Source organism: Burkholderia sola, from assembly GCF_905400185.1.
Taxonomy (GTDB): domain Bacteria; phylum Pseudomonadota; class Gammaproteobacteria; order Burkholderiales; family Burkholderiaceae; genus Burkholderia; species Burkholderia sola.
Genome location: NZ_FR989676.1, coordinates 3,033,847 through 3,050,481, shown reverse-complemented (window position 1 = coordinate 3,050,481; position 16,635 = coordinate 3,033,847). Strand labels below are relative to the sequence as shown.

12 protein-coding genes are annotated in these 16,635 nt (G+C 66.1%); 3 read left to right on the top strand and 9 right to left on the bottom strand.

What is annotated here, in order from left to right; genetic code table 11:
* Positions 1 to 220 precede the first annotated feature (220 nt).
* The gene (locus KR541_RS30015) at positions 221 to 1,318 is read left to right on the top strand and encodes an IS5-like element ISButh6 family transposase (protein ID WP_080334439.1); all 1,098 of its coding nucleotides are present in this window, start codon (positions 221 to 223) and stop codon (positions 1,316 to 1,318) included.
* Positions 1,319 to 1,475: 157 nt separating this feature from the next.
* On the opposite strand, the gene KR541_RS30010 is transcribed toward KR541_RS30015, so the two are convergent.
* Both KR541_RS30010 and KR541_RS30005 read right to left on the bottom strand, forming a co-directional pair.
* Positions 1,476 to 1,694 carry a MerR family transcriptional regulator gene (locus KR541_RS30010; protein WP_252996696.1) on the bottom strand — a complete coding sequence of 73 codons (219 nt, stop codon included), beginning with the start codon at positions 1,692 to 1,694 and terminating at the stop codon, positions 1,476 to 1,478.
* A 102-nt stretch (positions 1,695 to 1,796) separates the two neighbouring features.
* Complete coding sequence (locus tag KR541_RS30005; RefSeq protein ID WP_216090020.1) at positions 1,797 to 2,087, bottom strand: BPSL0761 family protein; 291 nt, start codon at positions 2,085 to 2,087, stop codon at positions 1,797 to 1,799.
* A 751-nt stretch (positions 2,088 to 2,838) separates the two neighbouring features.
* On the opposite strand from KR541_RS30005, the gene KR541_RS30000 reads away from it, so the two are divergent.
* Complete coding sequence (locus KR541_RS30000; RefSeq protein ID WP_204384133.1) at positions 2,839 to 4,389, top strand: phospholipase D family protein; 1,551 nt, start codon at positions 2,839 to 2,841, stop codon at positions 4,387 to 4,389.
* 7 nt (positions 4,390 to 4,396) lie between these two features.
* Here KR541_RS30000 and pdxR read toward each other — a convergent pair whose 3' ends face one another.
* Positions 4,397 to 5,893: a MocR-like pyridoxine biosynthesis transcription factor PdxR gene (gene pdxR / locus KR541_RS29995; protein WP_216089989.1), complete on the bottom strand. Its 1,497-nt coding sequence runs from the start codon at positions 5,891 to 5,893 to the stop codon at positions 4,397 to 4,399.
* A gap of 237 nt (positions 5,894 to 6,130) precedes the next feature.
* Between pdxR and KR541_RS29990 the strand changes: the two genes are divergently transcribed.
* The gene (locus tag KR541_RS29990) at positions 6,131 to 6,781 is read left to right on the top strand and encodes a pyridoxamine 5'-phosphate oxidase family protein (RefSeq protein ID WP_089489141.1); all 651 of its coding nucleotides are present in this window, start codon (positions 6,131 to 6,133) and stop codon (positions 6,779 to 6,781) included.
* Between the two features lie 142 nt (positions 6,782 to 6,923).
* Here the strand turns inward: KR541_RS29990 and KR541_RS29985 are convergent, their stop codons facing one another.
* From KR541_RS29985 to KR541_RS29960, 6 genes are all read right to left on the bottom strand, one after another.
* Positions 6,924 to 8,759, bottom strand: a complete 1,836-nt coding sequence (locus KR541_RS29985; protein WP_216089988.1) for a S53 family peptidase — start codon at positions 8,757 to 8,759, stop codon at positions 6,924 to 6,926.
* A 628-nt stretch (positions 8,760 to 9,387) separates the two neighbouring features.
* Complete coding sequence (locus KR541_RS29980; protein WP_235356134.1) at positions 9,388 to 9,726, bottom strand: hypothetical protein; 339 nt, start codon at positions 9,724 to 9,726, stop codon at positions 9,388 to 9,390.
* On the bottom strand, positions 9,723 to 10,415 hold the full coding sequence (locus tag KR541_RS29975) for a response regulator (RefSeq protein WP_089489143.1): 693 nt from the start codon (positions 10,413 to 10,415) through the stop codon (positions 9,723 to 9,725). The genes KR541_RS29980 and KR541_RS29975 overlap by 4 nt, the downstream gene beginning before the upstream one ends.
* A gap of 101 nt (positions 10,416 to 10,516) precedes the next feature.
* Entirely contained in the window at positions 10,517 to 11,947 is a 1,431-nt protein-coding gene (locus tag KR541_RS29970) for an efflux transporter outer membrane subunit (RefSeq protein ID WP_050011323.1), read from the bottom strand.
* A 4-nt stretch (positions 11,948 to 11,951) separates the two neighbouring features.
* On the bottom strand, positions 11,952 to 15,095 hold the full coding sequence (locus tag KR541_RS29965; RefSeq protein ID WP_124630544.1) for an efflux RND transporter permease subunit: 3,144 nt from the start codon (positions 15,093 to 15,095) through the stop codon (positions 11,952 to 11,954).
* Between the two features lie 20 nt (positions 15,096 to 15,115).
* Positions 15,116 to 16,276: an efflux RND transporter periplasmic adaptor subunit gene (locus KR541_RS29960; protein ID WP_050011321.1), complete on the bottom strand. Its 1,161-nt coding sequence runs from the start codon at positions 16,274 to 16,276 to the stop codon at positions 15,116 to 15,118.
* Positions 16,277 to 16,635 lie beyond the last annotated feature (359 nt).

The following is a 16,635-nucleotide window of genomic DNA, read 5'->3' as shown; positions in this document are numbered from 1 at the left end:
CCTGCAGTCGTTGCGCCATTTCGTTTCCATCAATTGTGATGCGAGACATTGCGCCTCCGGCAGTGGCAGCGGCGGCGTCCTGAACCGGGAATCATTCGGGCGGAGGTCGCCGGAGCGCCTAGCAGGCTGTTGAAATTCGGAACGGTGTAAACGGGCGTTGCGAGCGGTGCGTTAGAGATATCGTGTTCATGACCTTGGGCAGATAAGAGCGATGCGCGGAATGGACGAGATGCAGGAACCGCTGTTCACGACGGTGAAGCTGGAAGATTTCGTGCCGGCCGATCACCCGTTGCGGCCGCTCCGGCTGCTGGTCAATCAGGCACTGAAGCGGCTCAACGGGTTGTTCGGCACGATCTACGCGGACAGCGGCCGCGCGTCGATTGCACCGGAGAAGCTGTTGCGTGCGTTGTTGCTGCAGGTGTTCTACTCGGTACGCAGCGAGCGCATGCTGATGGAGCAGATGCGCTACAACCTGCTGTTCCGCTGGTTCGTCGGCTTGGCCATCGAAGACGCCGTGTGGGACCACTCGGTGTTCTCGAAGAACCGGGATCGACTGCTGGAGCACGACGTGGTCGAAGCGTTCTTTACCGAAGTCATGAGCCTGGCCGACAAGCAAGGGCTGCTGTCCAGAGAACACTTCTCGGTCGATGGCACGCTGATCCAGGCTTGGGCCAGCCACAAGAGCTTCCGGCCCAAGGACGGTTCGGACGATCCGCCAGCCGGCGGTGGCCGCAATGTCGACACCGACTGGAAGGGCAAGCGGCGCAGCAACGACACGCATGAATCGAGCACCGATCCGGATGCGCGCCTGTTCCGCAAGGGGCGGCAAAGCGGAGCCATCCTTTGTTATCAGGGGCACATCCTGATGGAGAACCGCTCGGGCTTGGTGGTCGGCGCAGTGGTCAGCCACGCTGATGGTTTCGGCGAACGCGCGAGTGCGTTGCGCCTGCTCGATTGCGTGCCGGGTCGTCACGCCAAGACGCTCGGCGCCGACAAGGGTTACGACATGCGCGACTTTGTGCGGGATTGCCGAGCGCGCAAAGTGACGCCACACGTCGCGCGCAACGACACGCATCAAGGCGGCAGTGCGATCGACGGCCGCACCTCGCGGCACGCCGGTTATGGCATTAGCCAAGTGATTCGCAAACGCATCGAAGAGCACTTCGGCTGGGGCAAGACCGTCGGCAGGATTCGACAGACCGCGTATCGCGGCCTCAAACGGGTCGACCAGCACTTCAAGCTGACGATGCTGGCGAGCAATCTGACTCGAATGGCGCGAATGCTGACGGTGGTGCCGCCGCAAGGAGCGGTGCAATGAGCCGCCCAAGCGCGGCCGTCGTACGGCAACGCGCCGGCTGGATCGCTCGCGAACGGTCCAGCTTCGGCGATTCGTTGGCAACTCGGCAGCCAAGCGCATACGAAATCCTTTTAAACAGTGCCCCAGTCATCAAAGCGAGGCGCTTTTCAACAGCCTGCTAGGACCTCATCGGGTCGTTATCTTCGGTGTCCGTATCAAGCCAAGCCTGCCGCGCGGCGTCCAGTCTTGCCTGGTACGCCTGCACCGACGCCACTTCGATTTCTACCTCCCCGAAGCGGTTTCCCGGCAAAACCTCGAGCAGCTGTCCCGACGCGAGAAGCGCGCGGATATGAGAGCGGCTAACGAAGAGATATTTCGCCGCGTCTTCAACGGTCACGATAAACGCCTCCGCCACTTCTCGCCGCCGACAGCAAAGTCCTGGCGTCGGCTCTCGTGGGAATTCCGCAGGGGCCAGACGCCGACCGGTCGTCAGACCTGCTTAACTGCGAATATCGTCATCATCGCCCTGACCAAGAGCACCACTATTGCATCCCGGGGCCACCGTCGGGCAAGTCTGCCGGTGCTGAGGTGCGGCCCAGACTCCCGGTAACGCGGCAGCAGATACATCGAGGTCGAGGTCGAGCGGGTAGTGCCTAAGCAGGCGTAGCGCCAGCGTTTGGACGAGACCGTTGATGGCGACCTCGTGCCCGGAGGCGAGTATCTGCAGCAGCTCCCGGGTATCGGTCACGGCCTTTGTGCGCTCGCACGGGGTCGTCATCATCAGCTCCATCAAGCAGACGTTCGGTCACGTCGGTGTACGGCGTGACGTTGTGCGGTTGGCGCCACCGTGTTCAGACATACGACGCCAACAAAAAGCCGGCTTTCGTCCGCAGTCTCGTATGCGCCATCGAGACGACGGAAACCTCGGCAGTACGGAAGCGGGGCATAGTTTCCAGATGGGCATCGCAGTCTCCCGGTGGTGGTGGAAAGTCATACGCGGCGGGCTGTCGGCCCCCGTTCGAGCGTCCCATCTGTCACTTTCGACTGGAGGGGTTCTTCCATGCTAGTCGCAATTTTGTTGCGAAAAAGCAGAAAACATAGACTGTTTTATCGGTGATTTTCCGGGCCGTCTTATGCTTTATTTCTTACCGTTGGGCCAAGTTATGCTTTACCGCCGAGGGGCGGAGTGAAGATATAAGTCGCCGCTGCGGACAGCTTATGCTTTATTTTGCGGACGGCTTACGGGTAACGGCACAGAAGCCGCGAAACCCGCGATGCCGCACGGCGTCGCGGGTTTTTCTTTTGGGGCGCGGGACGCATGTGTCGACCGTATTGAACGCGTTCGCGCCGGCGCCGCCTGTCGCATCTTCGCCACCGCGGAAACACGGAAAGCGTGCGGCCCCGATATCAATCGAAGTATGCTGTGGCGCGATCCGGTCGCACGCTGCTCCGTCGCGCGCGCACCGATGACCCGCGCCGCGCTCCGTCCGGCAGCCAGAACAAACACAATCCGACTTCGCCCGACAGTGGGGGCGGCCAACATGATCATGCTGCGTTCGTGGGGTGCGATTCTGTCGTTGTTGATGCTTGTCGCGTGCGCGAGCCTGCCGCCGCAGGCCGACCGCGCGCCGACGCATGCATTCACCGATACCGACGATACGCGCCTCGGCGCGGCATTTCGCCAGCAGGCTGCCGCGCATCCGGGGCAGGACGCGTTTCATTTGCTGACCGATCCGGTCGACGCGCTGGACGCGCGCGTGCTGCTCGCCGACCGCGCCGATCGCTCGCTGGACCTTCAGTACTACATCTGGCACGACGACCTGACCGGCCACGAACTGGCCGATGCGGTCATGCGCGCGGCCGATCGCGGCGTGCGCGTGCGCGCGCTGCTCGACGATCTCGGCACCAACGCGGACGACCGCAAGCTGCTCGAGATCAGCGCGCATCCGAACATCGAGATCCGGCTGTTCAATCCAGTGGCCACGCGCCGGTTCAAGAAGATCGGCACCGTATTCGAGTTCTCGCGCGTCAACCGGCGCATGCACAACAAGGCGATGATCGCGGACAACCAGGCGGCGATCGTCGGCGGTCGCAATATCGGCGATGAATATTTCGGCGCATCGTCGATGCTGGAATTCGGCGATCTCGACGTCGTCGTTCACGGCCCGGTCGTGAAGGACATCTCGACCGAATTCGATACGTTCTGGAATTCGCCGTATGCGTATCCGGTCGATACGCTGGTCGGGCACGATGCGGCGCCGGGCGGGCTCGACCGCGAGCGCGAACGGTTGCGCGACTACCTGAGGGCGATGGAAGACAATCCGTACGTGCTCGAGGCACGCCAGCGGCTCGACCGGATCGTTCACGGGCAGGGCACCGAATTGTCGTGGGGGCATGCGACGGTGCTGTACGACGATCCGTCGAAGATCGCGCACCCGCCGAAGGACCGCGACGGGCACCTGATGCCGCAGTTGCGTGCGCTCGCGTTGCAGCCGCAGCACGACCTGCTGATCGTGTCGCCGTATTTCGTGCCGGGCAAGGATGCCGTAGATCGGCTGCGCGCGCTCGTGGCGCGCGGCGTGCGCGTGACGGTGCTGACCAATTCGCTCGCGTCGACCGACGTGGCGGCCGTGCATGCCGGCTACCGCCGCTATCGAAGCGATCTGGTGAACGCGGGCGTGCGGCTTTACGAGCGCCGGCCATCGGGCGACAAGAGCATTTCGAAGCAGGTCATCATCGGCTCGTCGCGTGCGTCGCTGCATGCGAAGACCTACGTGTTCGATCACACGAGCATTTTCATCGGGTCGATGAATCTCGATCCACGCTCGCTGAACCTCAATACGGAGATCGGCCTTTACTGCGAGAGCCCGGCGATCGCATCCCAGGTGGCCAACGATCTGGAAGCGCGGCTCGACCAGATCGCATGGCGCGTGGAAGCGAGAACCGACGCGGCTGGCAAAGGGCGGCTCACGTGGGTTCAGACGGACGCGGACGGGAAGGTCACCGAGATCGACCACGAGCCGGAGGTATCCGCCGGGCGGCGGATGGAAGTGTGGTTCCTCGGGCTGTTTCCGATCGAATCGCAACTGTGAGCGATGCTCAGCGCCGCGCGCGGCGGTGCTCGTCGATGACGGCTGCGAACTGCATCGCGGCTGTCTCGATCGTCGCGTCGCTCAGCCCTGAATAGCCGAGCACGAAGCCGTTGTAGCGGCGGCCGTTGCCGCGGCGGCCGTTGCCGCGGCGGCCGTCGCCGATGCAGTAGCTGCTCAGCGGTTGCAGCAGCAAGCCATGGGCGGCGGCAGTGCGCGCGACGTCGGTATCGTGCAGCGGCATCGCGAGATCCGCGGAAAGATGCATGCCGCCCGGGCTTTCCCGCACGCTCAGCGACGTGCCGAGATGGCGGGCGAGCGCCGCTTCGAGGCTGCTGCGCCGGTCCGCATAGCGCGCCCGCATCTTCCGCAGATGCCGCGCAAATAGGCCGGTATCGATGAATTCAGCCATCGCCAGCTGGTCGGCCGGGTGGCCGCGATGGACGAGTTCGCGCAGCGTTCGGGTGAAGCGTTCGACCAGCACCGGCGGCACCACCATGAAACCGAGCCGCAGCGCCGGAAACATCGTCTTGCTGAACGTGCCGAGATAGCACACCGGCGCGTCCGCCTGTAGGCCCTGGATCGCGGGCAGCGGCTGGCCGCCGCGACGGAACTCGCTGTCGTAGTCGTCCTCGATGATCCACGTGCCGCATGCACGGGCATGCTCGACGAGCGCCGCGCGCCGCCGGGGGCTCATCAGCGTGCCGAGCGGGTACTGGTGCGACGGTGTCGTATAGATCAGCCGGGGCGGGTGGGTGCGCCACTGCGCGTCGGTTGGCGCCATGCCCTCGCGATCGACCTCGATCGGCACGGGAGTCAGGCCGGTCGAGCGGAACGCAGTCCTCGCGCCGTTGTAGCAAGGGTTCTCGAGCCAGCCGTATTCGCCGGGATTCGCCAGCATCCGCGCGCACAGTTCGAGGCTGCCCTGCGTGCCGTCGGTGATGAATACCTGCGCCATGTCGCAGCGCACGCCGCGCGACACGCGAATGTACGCGGCCACCGCGCGCCGCAATTCGGGCAATCCTTCGACCGGACCGTACGCCAGCCGGGCGGGCGTGATGGTCTTCCATGCGCGCTCGACGCAGCGGCGCCACTGGGCAACCGGGAATTCGTCGAGGGACGGGAGGCCGGGAACGAACGGCAACATGCGTTCGGGCTCGGGATCGGCGTTCTCCAACCCTTGCACGCGCGCCGACAGGTGAACCGGCGCAGGGCCGTCTTCCTGTCCGGCGCCCGGGCGGCCGCATCCGTCCCATCGCGTGATCGTGCCGTTGCGCGTGGCCGCCACGAAGCCTTCCTCGGCAAGACGCTCGTACGCATAGACCGCGGAATTGCGCGCGATGCCCAGCTCGGCCGCGAGCACGCGGGTCGACGCGAGCCGCGTGCCGGGCGGAAGCTGCCCGTCCAGCAGCATGTCGCGCAGGCTCCGGTAGAGCGCTTCCTGCTGGCTATGGGTTGTCGCGCCGTCCTGTCTGGCAAGCGATGAGATGAGCAGCGCGAGATCCATGGGCTGGTTCCAGAAATTTTCCTTGTGCTGGTTCTTTCGAAGACGCGTCGCGCGTCGTATCGTTCATGCTTGCGCGGCGCAGGCCGGTTCGCACACATGGCTGGCGATCGGCGCAACTCGCGGTGTGCGCGTATTTTGCTCGATTCGGCGCGCGACTGTCGATGGGCGGGGCAACCACGCGCTGAGACACGGATACGGCACGATGCCGATACAATTCATTTCGCAGTACAGATATATATGAGCAACCAGACCACTCTCTCTTCCACGCCGCGCACGACCATTCGCCGTCTGCCTGAACTGGCGAGTCGCGATCGCACGATGCTCTACCGCATCGTGGACGACGCGTACGTCTGTCACATCGCGTTCGGCGACGGGCAGAACACGCACTGCATCCCGACCGCACACTGGAGGACGGGCGATGCGCTCTATATCCACGGGTCCAACGGCAGCCGAATGATCAAGGCGCTGTCGGTCGGCGCGCAGGCTTGCGTCGCGATGACGCTGCTGGACGGTCTCGTGCTGGCCAGGTCCGCCTTCAACCATTCGATGAATTATCGATCGGCGGTGATCTACGGGCCGTTCGACGTGGTCGAAGGCAGTGAGGAAAAACTCGCCGCGCTGGATGCGTTGATGGACAAGATCGCGCCGGGCCGCAAGCATGAAGCGCGGCCGGGCAATTCGAAGGAAATCAATGCGACCAGCGTGCTGCGGATTTCGATGGCGGAAGCGGCCGTGAAAATCAGCGATTCGCTGCCGTCCGACAAGGAAGAGGATCTCGGGCTGGCGGTGTGGGCCGGGATCCTGCCGCTGAAGACGATACGCGGCGCGCCGGTGCATGCGGGCGGCACCGTGCCGGTGCCGGATTATGTCCGGGACTGGGCCGATTGAGCGGCGCGGCGGGGCTCGCATCGGAGAGGCGAGATGACGCCGCATGCAGAAAACCCGCGATGGCTTCGCAGCCTTCGCGGGTCGTCAGACGCGGTTGCGTACGATACGTCGCGCTTGCGCAACCGCAACGGTCAGCGACTCATCAGCGCGCGAAATCCGACGTGCTCTGGATGAACGCGTTCAGCTTCGAGATGTTCACGCTGCCGAAGCCCGTCGTCGCATCCCAGCCGGCCTTCGCCTTGTAGCCGTAGGTGCCGCTGCCGTTGTTGCCGGACGTGACGTCGTGCAGCAGCGCCGCGTTGGTCGGGAAGTACTTGTAGATGCTCGACGCGGGGAACCCGAGCGCATTGTTGTTGGCCGACTGCAGCCGCGCCCAGATGCCCGTGAAGATCGGCGCGGCGAGGCTCGTGCCGCCTTCGTTGTTCAGGTACCCCGAGCCCCACAGCGTGTCGGACGTCTGACCGTTCACGACGAGAATCGCACCCGTGCGCAGGTCGGCGTCGAAGCCGACGTCGGGCAGCGCACGCTTGGTCGAGCCGGTGAGGGTCGACGATTGCCACGTCGGCGCGGCCTCGTACTTGCTGTACCCGCCGCCCGTCGACCACACGGTGCCCGACTGCCAGCTCGGATCGTTCCAGACGATTTCGCTGTTGTACGCATTGGTCGACGTATTCGTGAACAGCGTCGTGCCGCCGACCGCGATCACGTACGGCGACGTGGCCGGCTCGCTCACCGTGTAGGTCGAGCGCGACGGCTTGCCGCTCGCGCATTCGTACGCGCCGTGATCGCCGGCGGACACGGAGAAGGTCTGCCCTTGCGCGACCGCCTGCTTGAAGATGGTGTCGTCGGTCGCCTGCGAGCCGGTACTGTACGCGGACGATTCGCACACGCCGAGCGATACGTTGATCACCTTCGCGACGTTGTCGGTCACGGCCTTGTTGTACGCGGCGGTGATCGCGGTGAGCGTCATCGACGGCGCGACGTAGAACACGACCTGCTTCACGCTGCCGCCGGCCGTGCCGACGATCGACTGGCTGTCGAGGTTCCACTCGACGGTGCCGTCGGTGTCGGTGTACGAGCTGCCGGCCGGGCCCGTCTTCACGATGCTGCTGCTGATCGTGCCGAGGCCGTTGTTCGCGGCGAACGTATTGAGGTCGCTCACCGTCTGCGACAGATCGCCTTCGGAGATGATGCCGACCGTGGTCTGCGAAGCCGTCGGCGTGCCGTCGCCGCCGTAGATCGACGAGAACTCGGTAGGGTTGTGCGGCACCGCCGACGCGCCGGCCGGGATCGTCAGGTTGCTGGTGTTGCCTTGCGGCGTGCCGCCCGCGCCCGTATGCACGAGCTCGACGTTCTGCAGGCCGAGCACCGCGCCGACGACGTTGCCGATCGCGTTCGGCACTTGCGCGGCGTCGGTGTTCGCATAGACGCTGCGGCCGTTGCGCGTGAAGCGCTTGAGGGTCGTGCGGAATGCGGACTGGACGGTCCCCGCGGTGCCGGACGCGGAGACCAGCAGCCGGTTCGGCGCGACCACGATATTCACGAAGCCGGCCTTGCGCAAGTGGGCGACGACGGACGCGACCTGCTGGTCGGTCGGTCCGTATTGCGCGGCGAATTGCGCAGGCGTGAGGAACTGCCGGTAGTGCGGCGAGCCGGGCGTGTGCAGGTCGCGCAGGTATTGGTCGAGCTGGGCTTCGTTGCGCAGGTTCAGCCCGAGCACGATGTCCACCGATTCGCCGGGCGCCATGTCGATAGCCGACGCGGCAGCGGCTGCCGTGCTCGCGGCGGGCGCGCCGACCGTGCCGGCTTCGTTCTGCTGCACGAGCGGCAGGAACCCTTTGGTGCGCGTTTCCGTCCAGCCGGCCGCAGGCGCGGCATGGGCGGTCGCCATGCCGAACGAAGCGGCGGCGGCCGCGGCGGCGAGTGCGAGATTGACGGCGCGAATGTGCTTTTGTTTCTTGTTTGCAACCTGATTCATTTGAATTACCCCTCCGGTTGAACAACGAACGGCACGAACAACAACGGTCGACAGCGGTGCGGGTCATGCACCGCCGTTTTCTGTCGCATGCGGGCGGATGGCACGGACGCGACAGGGCCTTTCGCCCGATCCGGAAAGCGGGTTTTCTCCGGAGGCGAAATACGGAAAACGCGGTAACGGGAAGGCTGCGCCGCAGGGCGGGGCAGTCGCGCCGGAGTCGGCGCGGGCGGGATTGCTAGAGCAATAGCTTCGTTGTCCTGCTCATTTGATTCGGTCCTTCGGCCCGCTGCCGGATGGCAGCCGTCCAGTGAAATGCATCGGGATACTGCACGAGCCGGCGGACGAACGAATCATTCGGCGGCGCGTACTTCGGTGCAGCGGAAGCGAAAAAATGTGGAGCGGAATCGATTGCGTGGCGGGCAATCCGTCGGATTGCTTGCATCGGACGGTATCAAGAACGAAAGCGCGATGTCAAACTTTTTCTGATTATATGAAACAAAATTAAATCGAATAAGGCGCAATGATTTTGAAAGATCGGCGGCATTTTGTAATGTTCGAAACCGGTAACGCAGGTAATGCCGAAAGCGACTCGCCGATCCTTTCCGATGCGTGTTGAAACGGCCGTTCGTTATCGAGGAAATGTTCGAATCGCCGGCGCCTGTCGTTCGGCCACCTGAAGGTCTTCGACGCACCGGAACAGCGCGTCGACATGCTGAAGCAGCGCGTCGTGAGAGGCAGCGTGCGCATCGGTGGCGAGCACCTTGATGGCGTCGAGCCGGGTTTGGAGTTCAGTGAGCTGGGTGCGCGTGACGCGGTTGCGGCCGGCGACGGGGGCTGCCGCATCAGGTGGATTCGTCGATTGCATTGGATGAGTCATCTCATTGAAGTGCTCGATGAAGCGCGCGAGGTCGGCCGGGCAGCCGTCGCGGGAAACCGTGCGCGCCGACCGATCGCCGGCCACGATCACTGCGCGCCCCGCAGCCGGTAGCCGACGCCGCGCATCACTTCCGGCATGCCCGGTGCGCCGGCCTGTTCGAGTTTCTTGCGCAGCCTGCAGATGTGGCTGTCGACCGTGCGTTCCAGCGCGCTCACGTCGGCCATGCACGCATCGAGCAACTCGCCGCGCGTGAACACGCGGCTCGGCGATCTCGCCATGTGCGCGAGCAGCCGGAACTCCGTCAGCGTCAGCGTGATCGGCACCTCGGTGTCAGCCGTGCGCACGCGGGCCAGATAGCTGTCGGTATCGATCTCCAGGTCGCCGACGCGCAGCATGCGCAGGGCCGGCGGCGCGGCGGACCGGCGCAGGATCGCGCGCAACCGCGCGACGACCTCGGCCGGGTTGAACGGCTTGACGATGTAGTCGTCCGCGCCGGCGTGCAGCGCCTGCAGCCGGTCGAGGTCGCGATCGAACGCGGTGACGACGACGACGGGCGTGTTGTCGCGCCGCCGCAGCTCGGCGAGCACGTCCCAGCCGTTTTTCTGCGGCATCTTCACGTCGAGCAGGATCAGGTCGGGCTTCAGGTGCGGCTGCATGTCGAGCACCGCTTGGCCGTCGGCGACGCGGTAGGTGCGAAAGCCGTCGCGTTTCAGGTACGCATCGAGGATGTCCGAGATGTCGGGCTCGTCTTCTGCAATCAGTATCAGGGAATTCGTCATGGAGTGTGCCGTGCGATGTCGAACAATCGGGGCGGCCCATTGCCGGGGGCGGGGCGCGCCGTTCTGCCACGCTGCTGCGCGGGCGGAGCGGCGCCGTTCGTTCAGTTCTGCACCACGTGCTTCGACGGTGCGACGTCCTGGTCCGTCAGGCCGCCGCCGAGGGCCTTGTACAGCGCAACGGCATTGCCGAGCTCGCTGCGGCGCAGGTCGAGCAGCGCCTGCCGTGCCGCATAGAGCTGCCGCTGCGAATCGAGCAACTCCAGCCGCCCCTCGACACCGGCGCGATAGCGCAGATTCGACAGGTCGGTGCGGCGCTCGGCCGAGCCGACCACGCGCGTCTGCGCGTCGATCTGGCGGCCGAAGGTTTCGCGTCCGGCGATGCCGTCGGCCACTTCGCGGAACGCGGCCTGGATCGCGCGTTCGTATTCGGCGACCGCGCCGGACTTGCGCACTTCCGCGAGGCGCAGCTCGGCACGCAGCCGGCCGCCCTGGAAGATCGGCACCGTGACCTGCGGCGCGAAGCTCCATACGCGCTGCCCGCCGTCGAACAGGCTGCCCATCGCGGGGCTGAGGAAGCCGATCGACGACGTCAGCGACAGGCGCGGGAAGAACGCGGCGCGCGCGGCGCCGATGTCCGCATTCGCGGCGACGAGGTTTTGTTCGGCCTGCTGGATATCCGGGCGACGGAACAGCAGTTCGGACGGCAGGCCGGCCGGCAATTGCGTCATCATCGGTTGCTGCTGAAGCGGCAGCGGCTCGGGCAGATCCTTCGGCAGTTCGGCGCCGACCAGCACGCGCAGCGCATTGCGCGCCTGCTCGACGGCGCGCGTGCGCGCTTCGAGATCGGCCGTCGCGCTCGCGACCTGGCCTTCGGCCTGCGCGATGTCGACGCCGCTCGCCTGATGCGCTTCCTTCAGGCGGCGCGCGAGATCGAGCGACTGCCGCCAGTCGGCGAGCGTGCGCTCGGACAACTGGCGTTGCTCGTACGCGAGGCGTTCCGCGAAGTACGCGTCGGCCACGCCGCCGACGAGCGAGATCTGCACCGCGCGGCGGCCGTGATCGGTCGCGAGGTAGCGTGCGAACGCGGCATCCGACTGCGACTTCACGCGGCCGAACAGGTCGATCTCGAACGCGCTGATGCCGACGTTCACGCCGTACTGGTTCTGCGTCGTGCCGAACAGCGGCGGATTCGACTGCGTGTCGTCCGACGTACGCTGGCGCGTGAAGTTCGCGCCGGCGCCGATCGACGGCAGCCGCGCGGCGCGCTGGATGCCGTACTGCGCCTCGGCGGCCTCGACGTTCAGCGCCGCCACGCGCAGGTCGCGGTTGTTGTCGAGCGCGAGCTCGATCAGGCGCTGCAGGCGGCGGTCGCCGAACATCGTGCGCCAGCCGAGGTCGGCGGCATTCGCGTCGAGATCGGCGGCCGCGGCGGCGGTGTAGGCCGTCGGCACCGGCATCGAGGGTTTGACGAGCGTCGGCGCGAGCGAGCAGGCCGACAGCGCGAGGACGAGGGGAAGAATAAGCAATCGCATGGCATCAACCTTCCTGTCCGTGAGTCGGGGCGGCCGGCTGCTTGCGGGACGCCCGCCATGCGCCGATGCGCTCCTGGATGCTCATCACGAACACAAAGAAAACAGGGACGAAGAAAATGGCCAGGACCGTCGCGGTCACCATGCCGCCGAACACGCCGGTGCCGATCGCATGCTGCGTCTCGGCGCTGGCGCCGGTCGCGATCATCAGCGGCACGACGCCGAGGCCGAACGCGAGCGAGGTCATCAGGATCGGGCGCAGGCGCAGCTTCGACGCCTGCACGGCTGCCTCGATCAATCCCTTGCCTTCCTCGCGCAACTGCTTCGCGAACTCGACGATCAGGATCGCGTTTTTCGCGGACAAACCGATCACGGTGATCATCCCGACCTTGAAGAACACGTCGTTCGGCAAGCCGCGCAGCAGCACCGCGCCGATCGCGCCGATCAGGCCGAGCGGCACCACCAGCATCACCGACAGCGGAATCGACCAGCTTTCGTACAGCGCGGCGAGCACCAGGAACACGACGATCATCGACAGCACCATCAGCATCGGCGCCTGCGACGCCGACTGGCGTTCCTGCAGCGACTGGCCGGTCCACTCGACCGCGAAGCCCGGCGGCAGTTGCGCGGCGAGCCGTTCCATCTCGGCCATCGCCGCGCCGCTCGACTGGCCGGGGGCGGCGGTGCCCGAGATCCGTGCGGACGGATAGCCCTTGAAGCGCACCATCTGCAGCGGCGTGTCGGCCCACACCGGGCGCACCACCTCGGACAGCGGCACCATGCCGCCGGCCGCGTTGCGCACGTACAGCTTCATCACGTTGTCGATCTGCATGCGCGCCGGCGCGTCGGCCTGGATGATCACCTGCTGCATGCGGCCTGCGTTCGGGAAGTCGTTCACGTAGGTCGAGCCCATCGCGGTCGACAGCGTGTCGCTGAGCGTCGTGAACGACACGCCGAGCGCCTGCGCCTTCGCGCGGTCGATCTCGAGGCGGATGCTCGTGCCGGCCGGCAGGCTGTCCGGGTACACGCCGGTCACGACCTTGCTTTGCGCGGCGAGTTCGAGCAGCTTGACTTCCGCTGCCTTGAGCGCGGCCGTGCCCTGGTTCGCGCGGTCTTCCAGGCGCATCGAGAAGCCCGAGCTGTTGCCGAGCTCGTCGATCGCCGGCGGCAGCAGGCTCATCACCGTGCCTTCGGTCACGCCGGCCATCGCCTGCTGCGCGAGCATGCCTTCCTCGAGCGTCGATGCGCCGCCGCGGTTCTTCCAGTCCTTCATCACGGACCAGTTGATCGCCGCGTTCGGACCCTGGCCCGAGAAGCCGTAGCCGATCACGGAAATGCTCGACTGGATTGCCGGACGCGAAGCAAGATGCTTCTCCAGCGTGTTGACCACGTCATGCGTGCGCTCGGCGGTAGCGTCCGCGGGCAGCAGAAAGCTGGTGATGAAGTAGCCCTGGTCCTCGTCCGGCAGGAACGACGACGGCAGGCTGCGGAAACCGAACACCAGTGCGCCCGCGATTGCGACGAACACGAGCATCACGCGGCCGGTGCGGCCGACCAGGCGGCCGACGCGCGTCTCGTACCAGGTCGTCAGGCGATCGAAGCGGCGGTTGAACCAGCCGAAGAAGCCGCGCTTTTCGTGATGGCCCGGTGCGAGCGGCTTGAGCATCGTCGCGCACAGGGCCGGCGTGAGCGTCAGCGCCAGCAGCGCGGAGAACAGGATCGACACGGCCATCGACAGCGTGAACTGCTTGTAGATCACGCCGACCGAGCCGCTCGCCATCGCCATCGGCAGGAACACCGCGGTCAGCACCAGCGTGATGCCGATGATCGCGCCGGTGATTTCCTTCATCGCCTTCGACGTCGCGTCCTTCGGCGACAGCCCTTCCTCGGCCATCAGGCGCTCGACGTTCTCGACGACGACGATCGCATCGTCGACGATGATGCCGATCGCGAGCACCATGCCGAACATCGTCAGCACGTTGATCGAGAAGCCGGTCAGCAGCATCACCGCAAAGGTGCCGAGCATCGCGACCGGCGCGACGATGGCCGGGATCAGCGTATAGCGCACGTTCTGCAGGAACAGATACATCACGAGGAACACGAGCACCATCGCCTCGAACAGCGTGGCCAGCACCTTCTCGATCGAGATCTTCACGAACGGCGACGTGTCGAGCGGGATCGAATAGCTCATGCCAGACGGCATCGACTTGCTCAGTTCAGCCATGCGCGTGCGGATCGCGTCTGCGGTCTTCACCGCGTTGGCGCCCGGTGCGAGCTGGACGCCGGCGAGGGTGGCCGGCTTGTTGTTCTCGCGGCTCACGAACATGTAGTTTTGCGAACCAAGTTCGACGCGCGCGACGTCGCCGAGCACGACCTTCGAGCCGTCCGCGTTCGCGCGCAGCACGACCTTCGCGAATTCCTCCGGCGTCGTGAGCTGACCTTGCGCGGTCAGCGGCACGGTCACGCGCTGGCCCGGCAGCGCGGGCAGCGCGCCGAGGCTGCCCGGCGCGATCTGCACGTTCTGCTGGCCGATCGCGGTCGTCAGGTCGTTCATCGACAGGCCGAAATTGATCAGCTTCTGCGGATCGACCCAGATGCGCATCGCGCGCTCGGAGCCGAATTGCAGCACACGCCCGACGCCGTCGATGCGCCGCAACTCCTCGGACACGCTGCGCGCCATGTAGTCGGCGAGCGCGCCTTCGTCGAAGCGGCCGCTGTCGGAGCGCAGGCCGATCAGCATCAGGAAGCCGGACGATGCGGATTCGACGATCAGCCCGTTCTGGCGCACCGCGGCAGGCAGGCGCGGCTCGATCGACTTGATCTTGTTCTGCACGTCGACCTGCGCCATCTCAGGATTAGTGCCGGGCTTGAACGTGACGGTGATCTGCGCGCCGCCGGACGTGTCGGCCGACGATTCGAAGTACAGCAGGTTCTTGACGCCGGACAGTTCGCGCTCGATGAGGCTCAGCACGCCGTCGTTCATCGTCTGCGGCGTGGCGCCGGGATAGGTTGCGGTGATCGTGACGGACGGCGGCGCGACCGACGGATAGCGCGCGACCGGCAATTGCGGGATCGCGATCAGCCCCGTCAGGATGATGAAGAGCGCGATCACCCACGCAAACACCGGGCGTCGGATAAAGAATTCAGCCATGGCTGGAGGCTCCTCGTGACTCAGTGCGCGGACGCGGTGGCGGCCGCGTCAGGCGACTTCCAGTCGGTCGCGGCCGCCGGCGCGCCGTCGGTCAGGCGTTCCATGCCTTCGACGACGATCTTCTGGCCGGCCTGCAGGCCCGACTTGATGCGGTAGCTGCGGTTCGTCAGTTCGCCGACCTCGACCGCCTTCAGGTGCGCGATGCCCTTTGTGTCGAGCACCCACACCTGCGGCTTGCCGCCGGCGCGCACGATGGCCTGCTGCGGCACCATCACCGCGTTCGCGTAGTGCGCGCGCGGAATCCGGGCACGCACGTACATGCCCGGCAGCAACTGGCGCTTCGGGTTGTCGACCAGCACGCGCAGCAGCACGTCGCCGGTGCCCGGATCGACGTTGACGCCCGAGAACAGCATGCGGCCCTTCACGTCGTAGCGGGTGTCGTCGTCGCGCAGCACGTCGACCGGCAGGCCGTTGCGGTCCGACGCTTGCGGCTGCGACGCGAGCGCGCCGCGCAGCGCTTCGAGCGACGCGGCCGGCTGGCGCACGTCCACGTACACCTGGTCGATCTGCTGGATGCGCGCCATCGGCTGGCTGTCGCCGCTCGACACCAGCGCGCCTTCGGTCACGAGCGCCTGGTCGATGCGGCCGGCGATCGGCGCTTCCACGGTCGCGAACTTCAGGTCGAGCTGGCGGCGCGCGAGCGTCGCGCGGGCCTGCGCGACGTCGGCCGCGGCCTGGTCGCGTTGCGATACGGCGTCGTCGTACACTTGGCGGCTGATCGCATCGGCCTCGACGAGCGGCTTGAAGCGTGCGGTCTGCACCTTCGCGCGTTCGAGCGCGGCCTGTGCCCGCTGCAGCGACGCGGCGGCGGTATCCATCTCGGCCTTGAACGGCGCCGGATTGATCTGGAACAGCGGCTGGCCCACGCGCACTTCGGTGCCTTGTTCGAACAGCCTGCGCTGCACGATGCCGCTCACCTGCGGCCGGATCTCGGCCACCCGCACGGCCGCGACGCGGCCCGGCAGGTCTTCGGTCACGTCGACGCGCATGGCGGTCACGGTCATGGCCGCGACCGGAGTGGCCGGTGCGGCGGCCTGCTGCTCGGCCGGCCCGCAACCCACCAGCATCGCCGCCACCAGCGCGCATACGGCGCCGTGGCAGCATCGTTTCTGATTCTTCATAGCGACTCCAGGAAGCGCAGGCAGCCCACTGCCTGCTTTGACGGGGCGGAGTGTGCTTGGATTAGTTGGGGGCTTTGATGCGGAAAGATGGAGATTCGATGGAGGCGGCGAAAGGCGCCGAAAGGAGGGGGAGCCGAAGCGGAACGCCCGGACGAACAGGGGGCGGCGCGGTGTTCATGCGCGCGGTGTTTCGGCTCGATGCGCGCGTCGGTTCGCGTTGGTGTTTAAAGATCGAGCCGGCAGGGCGGCCGGGCGGACTGGTCGACGAGGCGGTGCGTCTGCGCTGGCTGGCGACGACGGGACCGCTGGGCGCACACGTGCGCGACAGGGCGTGGGCATCGCGTGATGGCGACGCGGAT

Coding starts and splice junctions, on each gene's coding strand:
- KR541_RS29985 (WP_216089988.1), bottom strand. CDS start 8,759: ATGAATCAGGTTGCAAACAAGAAACAAAAGCACATTCGCGCCGTCAAT.
- KR541_RS30000 (WP_204384133.1), top strand. CDS start 2,839: ATGATCATGCTGCGTTCGTGGGGTGCGATTCTGTCGTTGTTGATGCTT.
- KR541_RS29965 (WP_124630544.1), bottom strand. CDS start 15,095: ATGGCTGAATTCTTTATCCGACGCCCGGTGTTTGCGTGGGTGATCGCG.
- KR541_RS29960 (WP_050011321.1), bottom strand. CDS start 16,276: ATGAAGAATCAGAAACGATGCTGCCACGGCGCCGTATGCGCGCTGGTG.
- KR541_RS30015 (WP_080334439.1), top strand. CDS start 221: ATGGACGAGATGCAGGAACCGCTGTTCACGACGGTGAAGCTGGAAGAT.
- KR541_RS29975 (WP_089489143.1), bottom strand. CDS start 10,415: ATGACGAATTCCCTGATACTGATTGCAGAAGACGAGCCCGACATCTCG.
- KR541_RS29970 (WP_050011323.1), bottom strand. CDS start 11,947: ATGCGATTGCTTATTCTTCCCCTCGTCCTCGCGCTGTCGGCCTGCTCG.
- KR541_RS30005 (WP_216090020.1), bottom strand. CDS start 2,087: ATGGAGCTGATGATGACGACCCCGTGCGAGCGCACAAAGGCCGTGACC.
- KR541_RS29990 (WP_089489141.1), top strand. CDS start 6,131: ATGAGCAACCAGACCACTCTCTCTTCCACGCCGCGCACGACCATTCGC.
- pdxR (WP_216089989.1), bottom strand. CDS start 5,893: ATGGATCTCGCGCTGCTCATCTCATCGCTTGCCAGACAGGACGGCGCG.